13 protein-coding genes are annotated in these 12589 nt (G+C 37.9%); all 13 read left to right on the forward strand.

Annotated features, from left to right (window positions below):
- The first annotated feature begins 104 nt into the window (after nucleotides 1–104).
- The 13 genes from cmk to CEF18_RS03650 all read left to right on the forward strand — a co-directional run bounded on the left by cmk (nucleotide 105) and on the right by CEF18_RS03650 (nucleotide 12316).
- Entirely contained in the window at nucleotides 105–788 is a 684-nt protein-coding gene (gene cmk / locus CEF18_RS03590; RefSeq protein ID WP_110935226.1) for a (d)CMP kinase, read from the forward strand.
- Nucleotides 778–1365 (forward strand): lysophospholipid acyltransferase family protein, encoded by a 588-nt coding sequence (locus CEF18_RS03595; RefSeq protein WP_110935227.1) that lies wholly within the window; start codon nucleotides 778–780, stop codon nucleotides 1363–1365. Before cmk ends, CEF18_RS03595 begins: the two co-directional genes overlap by 11 nt.
- Before the next feature lie 158 nt (nucleotides 1366–1523).
- A complete protein-coding gene (gene rpsA, locus CEF18_RS03600; RefSeq protein ID WP_110935228.1) occupies nucleotides 1524–2681 on the forward strand; it encodes a 30S ribosomal protein S1 in 1158 nt (385 codons plus the stop codon).
- 139 nt (nucleotides 2682–2820) lie between these two features.
- A complete protein-coding gene (fni, locus tag CEF18_RS03605) occupies nucleotides 2821–3873 on the forward strand; it encodes a type 2 isopentenyl-diphosphate Delta-isomerase (protein ID WP_110935229.1) in 1053 nt (350 codons plus the stop codon).
- A 232-nt stretch (nucleotides 3874–4105) separates the two neighbouring features.
- Nucleotides 4106–4723: a YphA family membrane protein gene (locus tag CEF18_RS03610; RefSeq protein WP_110935230.1), complete on the forward strand. Its 618-nt coding sequence runs from the start codon at nucleotides 4106–4108 to the stop codon at nucleotides 4721–4723.
- Between the two features lie 243 nt (nucleotides 4724–4966).
- Nucleotides 4967–6283, forward strand: a complete 1317-nt coding sequence (der, locus tag CEF18_RS03615; protein ID WP_110937574.1) for a ribosome biogenesis GTPase Der — start codon at nucleotides 4967–4969, stop codon at nucleotides 6281–6283.
- Between the two features lie 58 nt (nucleotides 6284–6341).
- A complete protein-coding gene (gene plsY, locus CEF18_RS03620) occupies nucleotides 6342–6968 on the forward strand; it encodes a glycerol-3-phosphate 1-O-acyltransferase PlsY (protein WP_110935231.1) in 627 nt (208 codons plus the stop codon).
- 2 nt (nucleotides 6969–6970) lie between these two features.
- On the forward strand, nucleotides 6971–8020 hold the full coding sequence (locus CEF18_RS03625; protein WP_110935232.1) for an NAD(P)H-dependent glycerol-3-phosphate dehydrogenase: 1050 nt from the start codon (nucleotides 6971–6973) through the stop codon (nucleotides 8018–8020).
- A 69-nt stretch (nucleotides 8021–8089) separates the two neighbouring features.
- The gene (locus CEF18_RS03630) at nucleotides 8090–8359 is read left to right on the forward strand and encodes a stage VI sporulation protein F (RefSeq protein ID WP_110935233.1); all 270 of its coding nucleotides are present in this window, start codon (nucleotides 8090–8092) and stop codon (nucleotides 8357–8359) included.
- Nucleotides 8360–8831: 472 nt separating this feature from the next.
- Nucleotides 8832–9035 carry a DUF2768 domain-containing protein gene (locus CEF18_RS03635; RefSeq protein WP_110935234.1) on the forward strand — a complete coding sequence of 68 codons (204 nt, stop codon included), beginning with the start codon at nucleotides 8832–8834 and terminating at the stop codon, nucleotides 9033–9035.
- A gap of 37 nt (nucleotides 9036–9072) precedes the next feature.
- The gene (locus CEF18_RS03640) at nucleotides 9073–9789 is read left to right on the forward strand and encodes a hypothetical protein (protein WP_110935235.1); all 717 of its coding nucleotides are present in this window, start codon (nucleotides 9073–9075) and stop codon (nucleotides 9787–9789) included.
- 520 nt (nucleotides 9790–10309) lie between these two features.
- Nucleotides 10310–11788 (forward strand): stage IV sporulation protein A, encoded by a 1479-nt coding sequence (gene spoIVA / locus CEF18_RS03645; protein ID WP_110935236.1) that lies wholly within the window; start codon nucleotides 10310–10312, stop codon nucleotides 11786–11788.
- Between the two features lie 255 nt (nucleotides 11789–12043).
- Nucleotides 12044–12316 carry an HU family DNA-binding protein gene (locus CEF18_RS03650; protein ID WP_110935237.1) on the forward strand — a complete coding sequence of 91 codons (273 nt, stop codon included), beginning with the start codon at nucleotides 12044–12046 and terminating at the stop codon, nucleotides 12314–12316.
- The last annotated feature ends 273 nt before the right edge of the window (nucleotides 12317–12589 follow it).

Below are 12589 nucleotides of genomic sequence, written 5' to 3' on the forward strand. Positions count from 1 at the left end.
TTAAAGAAGGTTTTGGAATAAATAGACCGTTCCCATGTAAATGTGATAATATATGGGGTATATTAACAACATAATTTGTAGTAGTGCTAGAAAGGAAATACAGTATGAATAAAAGAATAAACATAGCTATTGATGGTCCAGCAGGAGCAGGGAAAAGTACCGTAGCTAAAATGGTTGCTGAAGAGATTTCCTTCATTTATGTTGACACAGGAGCAATGTACCGTGCACTTACTTGGTACGCTCTGCAAAATGATTGTAACGTAGATGATGAGCCGGGATTAGTGAATCTCCTTAAAAAAACGGACATTCAACTAATAAATCAAGGCGGCGTCCTGCATATATATTTAAATAAACAAGATGTCACCGAAGAAATTCGTTCTTCGGAAGTTACCGGTCAGGTTTCCTATGTAGCAAAGCATGGAGAAATTCGAAAAGAAATGGTAGCAAAACAGCAGCAACTTGCTTTGGCAGGAGGAACTGTTATGGATGGTCGTGATATAGGAACTGCTGTATTGCCTCACGCAGAACTGAAAATATTTTTAACGGCTACCGTAGAAGAGCGAGCTACACGAAGGCATGAGGAGCTGGTTTCTAAAGGAATTAAATCTGACTATTTATCTTTGAAAAAGCAAATAGCTCAAAGAGATAAATTAGATTCAGAAAGAGAAGTAGCCCCTTTGAAAAAAGCATCAGATGCAATAGAAATTGATTCGACATCGATGACCATAAATGAGGTTGTTGAAGCAATCAATGCCCTTATTGATAAGGGGGATTATAATGTGGAGTAGATTACACGATTTCGGTAAATTTATTTGCAGAGTCTATTTTCGTCTTTTTTACCGTGTACTCATTATAGATAAGGATAAGATTCCAGAAAATTCCGGAGTTTTATTGTGCAGTAATCATATTCATTATTTAGATCCACCACTAGTAGGTGCATTTATTAATAGACAGACGAGATTTATGGCGAAAGCAGAATTGTTTGATGCTCCAATTTTAAAGAGTTTATTACCAAAATTGGGAGCCTTTCCTATTCGCAGGGGTGGAAGCGACAGACAAGCATTAAGAACTGGCTTAAAGCTTTTAAAAGAAGAAGAACTAATCGGCGTATTTCCAGAAGGTACAAGAAGTAAAACAAGTGAACTAGGTGAAGGTTTGGCAGGAGTTGGATTTTTTGCACTTCGATCTCAAGCCTATGTTGTACCATGTGCGGTTATTGGTAGCTATAAGTTATTTTCTACTTTAAAGGTTGTATACGGTGATCCCATAAATATGAGTATACTTAGGGAACAAAAAGCATCTCCAGAAGAAGCAACAAAAGAAATTATGAATGGTATTCAATCATTACTAGACCAATCACGATAAACGTGTGGATAACGGAGAAGAGGTTTCAGCTAGAAGCCTGAACCTTTAGGTCTTTCTCTTATGACAAACAGGTAATTTCTTTCACTTATGTGAAAGATGATCATAAATAGCATTTATGGACCCGTATTGTTGATCGGGATTTAGGGAGGTTAATGTCAATGGTAGAAGAAATGAATAATGAGATGGTTGAGTTCAAAACTTTGTCAGTAGGTGATTTGACAAAGGGAACAGTCGCTAAAGTAGAGGAGAAACAAGCGTTTATTAATGTAGGGTATAAAATGGATGGCGTTTTGCCTATCAGTGAACTTTCCAGCCTGCATGTTGAAAAAGTGAGTGATGTTCTTAAGGAAGGCGAAGAGCATGATTTCAAAGTAATAAAGCTAACGGAAGATGAACTGCTTTTATCCAAACGAGCAGTTTTAGCTGAAAAAGCATGGGATGAAATGGCAGAACGCTTGGAATCAGGAGATATATTTGAAGCAGAAGTTGCTGATGTAGTAAAAGGCGGTTTAGTAGTTGATGTTGGGGTACGTGGTTTTATTCCGGCTTCTCTCGTCGAACGGCATTATGTGGAAGATTTTTCGGATTATCGCGGTAAATCTCTCCGATTAAAAGTTATTGAAATGGATCGCGAAAGAAATAAATTAATTTTATCTCAACGTGCTGTAATTGATGAAGAAGTAACCGAAAAGAAAAAGCAAACCCTTTCTTCTGTAAAAGAAGGAGAAGTAATTGAAGGAACCGTGCAAAGACTCACTGACTTTGGGGTGTTTGTTGATATCGGTGGTGTGGATGGATTAGTTCACATTTCTCAAATGGCACATCATCATGTAGAATCTCCATCTGAAATAGTGAGCGAGGGCGATACAGTAAAAGTGAAGGTGCTAGGTGTTGACCCAGATAACGAAAGAATATCTCTGTCCATCAAAGAAACACAACCTGGACCATGGGAGCTAGTTGCTAATGAAATTAAGCAAGGTGATATTGTGGAAGGAACGGTGAAACGCCTAGTAGCATTTGGTGCGTTTGTTGAAGTTTCTCCTGGAGTCGAAGGACTGGTACACATCTCACAAATAGCAAACCGCCATATTGGTACGCCTGGTGAAGTATTAAAAGAAGGAGAAAAGGTTTCAGCGAAGGTTCTTGATGTGAATACAGTCGAGAAACGGGTTTCATTAAGTATTCGGATACTTGAGGAAGAACAAGAAGAAAAAATGGAAGCTGAAGCTAAAAAAGAATATCAGAAGCATAATGACAATTCAGGCTTTTCCTTCGGAGATGTCATTGGTGACCAGTTAGATAAATATAAAAAATAATACTTAGCGATCAGAGCCAGGCTGCACCAAGGCTTTTTTTAGCCTTAACTTGAGATGAGTCGTGCAGGCATGAGCATTTTATTTGGAGCTAAGAAAGTCACTTAAATTCTAATTGTTTTTGAAGATTGAAGGTGGAAATATGAGTCGTTCCAAACGTAAGCTTGATCATATAGAACATGCTCTTAGTACTGGACAGAGCAGAGGCACAGGATTAGATGATATACGATTTATACATCAAAGTTTCCCAAATATTAGTGTTGATGAGGTATCACTGTCAACTGAAATCGGCGAGCTATCTACGAGTTCGCCGATTTTTATCAATGCTATGACCGGTGGCGGGGGATCAGCAACAGAGAAAATAAATCGAGAGTTAGCTCAATTAGCCAATATGTTTCATATACCAATGGCAGTTGGATCACAAATGGCTGCCATTAAAGATAAGACAGAACAGCAATCATACAAAGTCGTCAGGCAACAAAATCCCACCGGAATAATCTTTGCAAATCTTGGAAGTGAAGCAAGTGTTGATCAGGCGAAATTTTGTGTAGATTTGTTAGAAGCTGATGCTTTGCAAATTCATATGAATGTGATTCAAGAGTTGGTTATGCCTGAAGGGGATCGGAACTTTACAGGAGCTTTGAGAAGAATTGAGCAAATTTCTAATCAAATTGAAGTTCCGGTTATTGTAAAAGAGGTTGGTTTCGGGATGAGCCGAGAAACCGCTCAGCAATTGAAGGAAATTGGTGTATCGATAATTGATGTTGGTGGTTTAGGAGGTACAAACTTTTCTTTGATTGAGAATGCTAGAAGAGATGATCCTATGACTAGCTTTGATAATTGGGGAATACCCACCGCTGTATCGATTGCAGAGGTCAAGTCTATAGAAAAGCCTGGTGCCATTTTGGCATCAGGAGGCATTCAAAATGCACATGATATTGCAAAAGTAATTGCTCTTGGTGCCGAATCCGCTGGTATGGCGGGAAATGTTTTAAAATGGATAAGAGATGATGGTATTGATCGAACGATCGTTCATGTGGAATCAATGCTTAATGAGCTGCGTTTTATTATGACTGCTCTAGGTGTTCGTTCGATTCAGGAACTTCAGAAAAGCTCTATTCTTATTTCCGGCCGCACAAAAGAGTGGCTTGTTGAACGGAGAATTGATACAACTACATATGCAAATCGAAGGTAATGTCTGAGGGGTTGAAAAAGTCAATGTATACTTTTTTAGACCCTCAATATCATGCTGTTGTTGGATTGTCCCCCGATATTATGCGGTCAGCTTACGTGAACTAAATGCACGTTGACCATCTTCTTACGCTTTCCTGCTGGTTTTTCACTCTAAAGGATAAATGACCACCTAATAGGTTTAGATCTGTATTTTTTCGGTGAAACTGCTCTTAAAAGAAAGGAGCAGGGAAGACATGGATGGAATATTGTTTTATTGGGTCGGCTGGATGTATATTATTACTGTTTCATTTTTATTAGATGGCAAGTATCCTAGAATGTATTTGGTGACTATTGGATTTATTACGATTATTTTATCTACAATAACTTACGGTAATCATTTATTCGAATGGAATTTTGCGTATCTTCCGTTTTTGTTCATCTGTTTAGGCAGAATTAAATACTTAACTGCAGTCCAAATGATTTATGGATATGGCTTAAGTGCAATCATAACTATTTGGTTTTTAACGATTCACCGGCTAACTTTTCTTGAACCAGTATGGCTGTTCACTGAACCCGAATGGATTATCGCAGGAGTTTCCGTGATTCTTCTAGTTATATTTGCACGTGGGATTCAGCTCCGTCTTTTTATATTGTTGATTGGGGTTTTCCAAGGGTTAACCTTGTCCAAGATAGCTACCCATCTAAATAATGAAGCTGGGAACTGGCCTTTTTACGGATTTACTAGTATGACGGTGTTAGAGATTTTAGCAATGTCTTTGCTATGTATAACCGTTTGGAGTTGGTTAGAAAATATAGCGATTTCGCTTAAGGAAACGGTTGTTTTGTCTAAGCCGACAGTACAAGGTAGATAGATCGCTATAATAGAATAAATTGGTTGTCTAGAGCCGAGTTTTCCTTTATATGAAAAATACAAGCTTTTAAAAAGAGGTCTACCGATCTGAAATCAATAACAATTTTAAGTTACGAAAAATAAAAAATTTAAACTCTTTAATATATATTTATTGGCGTATGTCGAATGGAAGGTTTCTTTTCATGAAACTGCAACGTATAATAGATAAAGTATGTATTTAAAAGACGAAAGCGAGGAAAATACTGTGCCAAAACCAGTATTAGCCATTGTTGGAAGACCTAACGTTGGTAAGTCAACAATTTTTAACAGGATAGTAGGAGAACGAATAGCAATAGTTGAGGATAAGCCAGGTGTAACTAGAGACAGAATTTACAGCTCAGGTGAATGGCTTGAACATGAATTTTTTGTTATTGATACAGGTGGTATTGAAATAAGTGACGAGCCATTATTAGGGCAAATGAGAGCTCAGGCTGAACTTGCCATACAGGAAGCAGATGTAATTTGTTTTGTTGTAAACGGCAGAGAAGGGTTGACGGCAGCTGATGAAGAGGTATCACAAATACTTCAAAGGTCTAAAAAGCCAGTAGTAATTGGCGTAAATAAAATGGACGACCATTCGATGCATGAAAAGATTTATGAATTTTACAGTTTGGGAATAGGCGACCCACTTCCAATCTCCGGATCTCATGGTTTAGGAATAGGAGATTTGCTAGATCATTTGGCGACCCACTTTCCAAAAGACATAGAGGACAAATATGATGAGTCAACGATTCGTATGAGTCTAATTGGACGTCCTAATGTTGGGAAGTCTTCGCTAGTAAATGCTATTTTGGGGGAAGAAAGAGTTATTGTAAGCGACATTCCTGGAACGACAAGAGATGCGATTGATACTCCCTTCACTAAAGATGACCAAGAATACGTGGTCATCGATACAGCAGGTATGAGGAAGCGTGGTAAAGTATATGAGTCCACGGAGAAATATAGCGTCTTAAGAGCTTTGAAAGCAATAGAGAGATCGAATGTTGTTCTTTGTGTAATAAATGCAGAAGAAGGTATTATCGAGCAGGATAAGAAAATTGCAGGTTACGCTCATGAAGCTGGTAGAGCAGTTGTGATTGTTGTAAATAAATGGGACGCAGTTGAAAAAGACGATAAAACGATGAGAGAATTTGAGCAAAAAATAAGGGATCATTTCTTATACTTAAGTTACGCGCCAATCTTATTTTTATCTGCGAAAACAAAACGACGGGTCCAGCACTTGCTACCGGTTGTAAATGAAGTGATGGAGTCACATAATCTTCGAGTTCAAACGCATGTATTAAACGACGTAGTTGTTGATGCAGTGACGATGAATCCAACACCTACTGATCATGGTGGACGAAGACTTAGAATTAAATATACGACACAAGTTTCTGTTGCGCCACCTACATTTATTTTATTTGTTAATGATCCAGAACTTCTTCACTTTTCTTATCGTAGATATTTGGAAAATAAAATTCGAGAAGCGTTTGGATTTATCGGAACACCAATTCATATTATGGCAAGAAAGAAAAACGATTAACCGATAGGAATCTGACTTTCGAAATACTCTCTATTAATAAAGTGGGAGGAGGGATGTTATGCTGACAGCTCTTGCAATCATCTTATCGTATCTGGTAGGATCTATTAGTTTTAGTTATGAAATAGGAAAGCAACTGCGAAAGTTAGATATTAGGGAACATGGAAGTGGAAATGCAGGTGCAACAAATACATTAAGAGTAATGGGAATTGGGCCTGCTATTGTTGTTTTATTATTAGATGCCGGGAAAGGCATTGGGGCAGTCTTTCTAGGCTTTTATCTTTCAGGTGGTTCTCCAGTCATTGCGGCCACTAGCGGTTTAGCAGCGATACTAGGGCACAATTGGCCTGTTTATTATGGGTTTAGAGGCGGTAAAGGTGTTGCAACAACAATTGGTGTTTTAGCAACACTAGTTATTTTCCCTGCCCTAATAGCAGGTGCAGTAGCTATAGGCGCAATCATTTTCACGAGATATGTGTCTTTAGGCTCTTTAATTTTTATGATTGGTACGACGTTGATTACTGCTATTTTTTATAATTATTTTGAATACCCTTTTTATTATGTGTACTTTTTAATATTTATTACTTTGTTATCTATTTGGCGACATAGGCTGAACATTGAACGATTGCTCAGCAAAACTGAAAGTAAACTAGGAGAAAAAGCACAAGCAAAACAGGGGGAGGCGTAACAATGTCAAAAGTTGCTGTTTTAGGATCAGGTAGTTGGGGAACTGCTTTATCACTTGTATTAGGAGATAATAATCACGAAGTAAGACTATGGGGAAGATCACAGGAACAGGTAGATGAGATTAATGATAACCGGTGTAATGTAAGATATCTACCTGATGTAAAGCTCCCTGATAATATTCATGCATTCACGGATCTTTCGAATACTTTAGAAAATGTAGAAGTAGTCGTATTAGTGGTACCAACGAAGGCCATGAGAGAAGTGCTTAAAGAAGTAACCAAATACTTGAGTGTACCCGTTTTATTTGTTCACGCTAGTAAAGGTATTGAACCAGAGACACACTTACGTGTTTCAGAAATTATTGAAGAAGAAATTCCTCAGGAGCAAAGGACTTCTATTGCTGTATTATCTGGTCCAAGTCATGCTGAAGAAGTCTCAAGACGACAACCTACTACGGTTACTTGCTCCTCATTAGATATGAATAGCGCAGAAAGGGTTCAAGATTTATTTATGAACTCTGTTTTTCGTGTGTACACGAACCCGGACTTAATTGGCGTCGAGATAGGCGGCTCACTGAAGAATATTATTGCAATTGGTGCTGGAATGACGAATGGTTTAGGATTTGGAGACAATGCGAAAGCTGCGTTAATGACTCGAGGCTTAGCTGAAATTGCGCGTTTAGGCATGAAATTGGGAGCTAATCCATTAACGTTTGCAGGTTTAACAGGCTTGGGGGACTTAATTGTCACCTGTACGAGTGTACATAGTAGAAATTGGCGCGCTGGGAATATGCTCGGTAAAGGAAAAACATTAGAGGAAGTGTTAGATGAGATGGGTATGGTGGTCGAAGGAATTAGGACGACAAAAGCCACTTACCAACTTGCAGAACAAACAGGCGTGGACATGCCAATTACAAAAGAATTATATCAAGTATTATTTCATGATAAAACACCGGAAGATGCAGTAACTGAACTTATGGGCAGGGTGAAGAAACATGAAGTAGAAGATTTAAAGTTTGGTGACGGAGACCCACTTAATCATTTAGAACCCTGATTTTTGCTCTCACCTTTTTTCCTCCAATGCATAATTTAGCATTATAGGTTTGTAGGAGGAGGGATAAGAGTGGAAGAAGGAAAAAATCACTCGATTTTTGATCAGTTAGAAGGTAAAACAAATGTTAAGCAACAAGACTTATTTAACTTAGCACAATCCGTTAACCAAAAAGATTTATCTAAAGAGGAAAATGTGCGACAGCTCATCCATCAAGTTGCGACTGTAGCAAATGTACCAGTATCGAAAGAAAAAGAAGATGAGTTAGTTAGAGCAATAACTAATAATGAAGTACCTATGGATTTTGGTTCGTTAGCCAAAATGTTTCAAAAGACTAAATAAAGTTAGGCTTTCATATCAATCAAAATCGTGATAGCTAGCATATATTGAAATAGTAAGTGCATGGCTGTTAAATGATGAAGTCTAGGCAGTATTTAGTCATAGAAGACTGGAGAAAAGGCCCCTTTTCTTCAGTTTTTTGTTTAATTTATGAGCTGAGGGGGGCGAATCCGCTCTAGGTGGACGCAATGAAGTAACAAAATAGAAAAAAAGACATTAGGTTTAAGTCAGTAATAGAGTTTTAACAATTACAAATTGGGTTAAGTAAGACGAGCCCACATTACATAGGGTATTACCAGTTCAAAAAGAATTCTTTTAACATGCATTTTAGGATGAAGCTATGCTATAATTATGCAGAATTTAGAAGAAACGTTTAATATTCTTGGTTACTGAGTAAATATATTGGGCTTATCAGTAGATGGTTCTTTTTTCTAATGCTTATTTCGTAACCTGGGATAAAATAGGGGGAAATATTATGTTTGAAGATCCATTAATGAAAATGTGGGTATCTTTTATCGGGATGGCCCTAATGACAGTGTCAGTTATCGTCACTGTTTTTACTAAAGAAAAGCTTTCTGGCTTTTTGAGATATTTTTTCTTGACGATAAGTTTTATTTGTATAATAATTTCTGGGATCATTATCGTGCTTGTAGTTTTTACAGGACCAGCCCCGGAATAATAGAAAAATTTATGTTGGATAAGGGTAGGGATCGTTTATGTTATACCTGCGGTTAATTTCTGTGACATTGGCAGTTCTTTTATTATCAGGTTGTTTATATCCTCAAAATGAACGAAGAGAGAATCAAGTACCTAATGAGGCTCAGTTGCAGTCCGTTCAAACAGCAGTTGAGCAATATCAAGAAAATCGTTCTGTTCTTCCGATTAAGACAAGAGAAGCTGATACACCTATCTTTCGAAAATACCCCATTGAATTCGCCCAATTAGTACCTGGTTTTCTAGAGTCCGCCCCTGGTAATTCATTTGAAAATGGTGGAACTTATCAATACGTTTTGACAAACGTGGAAGAAGAACCACTTGTGAAATTAATTGATCTTAGAATTACTCAAACAATCCAAGATTTAGAAAGACGCTTGTACTCCTATCGAGGTGACCATGAATTTGCACCTGTCGAAGAAGTGGTTGGCTATGAACTATTGAAGCTGGATTTCGAGGCGTTGAAGTACGAAGAAGAACCTACGGTAGATAGTCCATTTCATCCTACCCATCGGCTTCCGTTATTTATGAAGACGGATGGAAGCATTGTGATAGATTATTCATTGGATATTCAATATTACCTTGAAGAATACGGGTGGGGAGAGTTTTCGGAAGGTGATGATCTCCGTTGGTTATTGGTTGAGCATGCTCCTTTTGTTCCAGCATACTCTGCGCCGCAAACAGTCGAGAATGGAGAAGTCATATTCATCGAAAATTAAGTTATATCATCATTCGATAGAATCATTTATTTTTACTTGCACGCTTTGAGAGAATGCTCAAAGCGTTTTTTTTGCATTAAACTTAGCAGCCGTAGCTACTTGAGAATGCAATAGTTGGTGACTTCGGCGGGGAAATCAACTACTGAAGACTCCGCAGAGCGGTTTTCCAAGGCTACTGACAAAGTATAAAATTACCTTCATAGAGCCAATTCAAGCACTTGGTATGAAATCAAAACAATCGTAAATAAAATCCGTTGTTCTGCATAAAAAAAGATACCTATGCATATTTGATGTTTACATGAAAGTCATTACAATCTTTTCACTTCTGTAAAAAAACTTATAGGTCTTAAATGTCATCGTTCATCATAGTTATTTCAGTAGACAAAAGTAATGTCTGGAGAGGATTCGTTCTCCTAGTCATAAAAGTTGGACAACGACATAGAGTAATAAAGACAAAGACTCAAATTCATTTATCACTTGCAGAGTGAATTTACGTAGAAATCTAGCAGGAGGCGATTGTGTGGAAAAGGTAGATATCTTTAAGGATATTGCAGAAAGAACTGGCGGTGACATTTATTTAGGTGTTGTAGGTTCCGTTCGCACAGGTAAATCAACGTTTATAAAGAAATTCATGGAATTAGCTGTCATACCTAATATTGAATTAGAATCAGACAGAGCAAGAGCACAAGACGAGTTGCCTCAAAGTGCTGCGGGAAGACAAATTATGACGACAGAGCCTAAATTTATTCCTAATCAAGCCGTATCCATTCATGTAGACGATGGACTGGATGTAAACGTAAGGGTTGTAGATTGTGTTGGATATGCCGTCCCTGGAGCTAAAGGCTACGAGGATGAGCATGGGCCACGAATGATTCATACACCTTGGTATGAGGATGCTATTCCGTTTCAGGAAGCTGCTGAAATCGGTACAAGAAAAGTCATTCAGGAGCATTCCACGCTAGGGGTAGTCGTAACAACCGATGGATCGATTGGAGAAATTGCTAGAGAGGATTATGTAAAATCTGAACAAAGAGTGATTGAGGAGTTAAAAGAGGTAGGAAAACCATTTGTTGTATTAGTTAACTCTGTTCATCCAACTCATCCCCAAACGGAAGGGTTAAGAGCAGAATTAGAGGAGACGCATGATGTACCAGTTTTAGCGATGAATATTGAAGGAATGACGGAACAGGATATCCATAGTGTCATGCGAGAAGTCTTATTCGAATTTCCTGTTCATGAAGTTAATGTGAACTTACCAAGCTGGGTAATGGTATTAAAAGAAGATCATTGGTTAAGAGAAAACTATGAAAATTCCGTGAGAGAAACAGTAAAAGATATTAAAAGATTGCGCGATGTCGATCGAGTTGTAGGTCAATTCTTTGAATATGATTTCATTGAGAGAGCAACACTTGCCGGAATTGAAATGGGTCAGGGAGTTGCAGAAATCGACTTAGATGCACCTGAGGACCTCTATGATCAAATATTAATGGAAGTGGTAGGTACTGAGATACGAGGGAAAGATCATTTACTGGAGCTTATGCAGGACTTAGCTTTTGCCAAATCAGAATATGATCAAGTAGCAGAGGCTTTGAAAATGGTTCGTCAAACAGGATACGGAATTGCAGCGCCAACTATCGCTGATATGAGTCTGGATGAACCTGAGATTATCAGGCAAGGATCAAGATTTGGTGTTCGACTTCGAGCTGTAGCCCCTTCCATTCATATGATTAAAGTTGATGTCGAATCTGAGTTTGCACCAATAATTGGTACAGAGAAACAAAGTGAAGAATTAGTGAGGTATTTAATGCAGGACTTTGAAGAGAATCCTCTATCCATTTGGAATTCTGATATCTTTGGCAGGTCATTAAATTCAATAGTGAGAGAAGGAATTTCTGCTAAACTATCACTAATGCCTGAAAATGCAAGATACAAGCTAAAAGAAACCTTAGAACGCATTATCAACGAAGGATCTGGCGGTTTAATAGCAATTATATTGTAGCTCTCCTATGTGGAGGGCTTTTTTTTATTTTGAATAAATCCCATATTTTAGGATAAAAAATAGGTTAACTTACCTTTTAAGGGAAAAAAGCGATAAAAATGCAAGGAATTACGCAAAAATTGTTGAAATATTATGCTCTATCGTTTAATATAAGCCTAGTTATCCCATGAATAAAGGGAAAACTATGTATAAAGTGTTTATTATTGTGAAAGTAATGGTATAACACAAGTATAAGTATAGAAGGAGGTGAATAGTATGAATAAAACAGAACTTATTAATGCAGTTGCTGAAAAGACTGAGCTTTCTAAGAAAGACGCTACCGGTGCTGTTGATGCTGTTTTCGAAGTCATCACTGGTTCACTTCAAAACAGTGAAAAAGTCCAGTTAATTGGATTTGGAAACTTTGAAGTACGTGAGCGTGCTGCTCGTAAAGGTCGTAACCCGCAAACAGGGGAAGAGATCGAAATTCCAGCAAGTAATGTACCAGCTTTTAAACCTGGTAAAGCCCTTAAAGATGCAGTTAAATAATTACATATAGGGCTATATGTTATTGACTGAAAGTGTCTCATGAGCTTAGCTTTTGAGGCACTTTTTCTTATTTCAAAAAAAATGGATAATTCAGCGGTATCAAAGAAAGTAATTTTGCAAGACCAGAATTTATGAAATTAGCAGCTACCTTCACGCCGCGCGCATCAAGGGAAACCCACCCTCCTTTCGAGTAGCACCTACACGCATTACGTAGGTACTACTCGGGGCGGCGGAAGCTGACGCTGTATTTAACAAAAGACGGCTATGCCGTTT

Origin of the sequence: Salipaludibacillus neizhouensis, assembly GCF_002886185.1 — a bacterium.
In the GTDB taxonomy this organism is placed as follows: domain Bacteria; phylum Bacillota; class Bacilli; order Bacillales; family Salisediminibacteriaceae; genus Salipaludibacillus; species Salipaludibacillus neizhouensis.

Coding starts and splice junctions, on each gene's coding strand:
- CEF18_RS03610 (WP_110935230.1), top strand. CDS start 4,106: ATGGATGGAATATTGTTTTATTGGGTCGGCTGGATGTATATTATTACT.
- CEF18_RS03635 (WP_110935234.1), top strand. CDS start 8,832: ATGTTTGAAGATCCATTAATGAAAATGTGGGTATCTTTTATCGGGATG.
- CEF18_RS03595 (WP_110935227.1), top strand. CDS start 778: ATGTGGAGTAGATTACACGATTTCGGTAAATTTATTTGCAGAGTCTAT.
- plsY (WP_110935231.1), top strand. CDS start 6,342: ATGCTGACAGCTCTTGCAATCATCTTATCGTATCTGGTAGGATCTATT.
- fni (WP_110935229.1), top strand. CDS start 2,821: ATGAGTCGTTCCAAACGTAAGCTTGATCATATAGAACATGCTCTTAGT.
- cmk (WP_110935226.1), top strand. CDS start 105: ATGAATAAAAGAATAAACATAGCTATTGATGGTCCAGCAGGAGCAGGG.
- CEF18_RS03650 (WP_110935237.1), top strand. CDS start 12,044: ATGAATAAAACAGAACTTATTAATGCAGTTGCTGAAAAGACTGAGCTT.
- CEF18_RS03625 (WP_110935232.1), top strand. CDS start 6,971: ATGTCAAAAGTTGCTGTTTTAGGATCAGGTAGTTGGGGAACTGCTTTA.
- rpsA (WP_110935228.1), top strand. CDS start 1,524: ATGGTAGAAGAAATGAATAATGAGATGGTTGAGTTCAAAACTTTGTCA.
- CEF18_RS03640 (WP_110935235.1), top strand. CDS start 9,073: ATGTTATACCTGCGGTTAATTTCTGTGACATTGGCAGTTCTTTTATTA.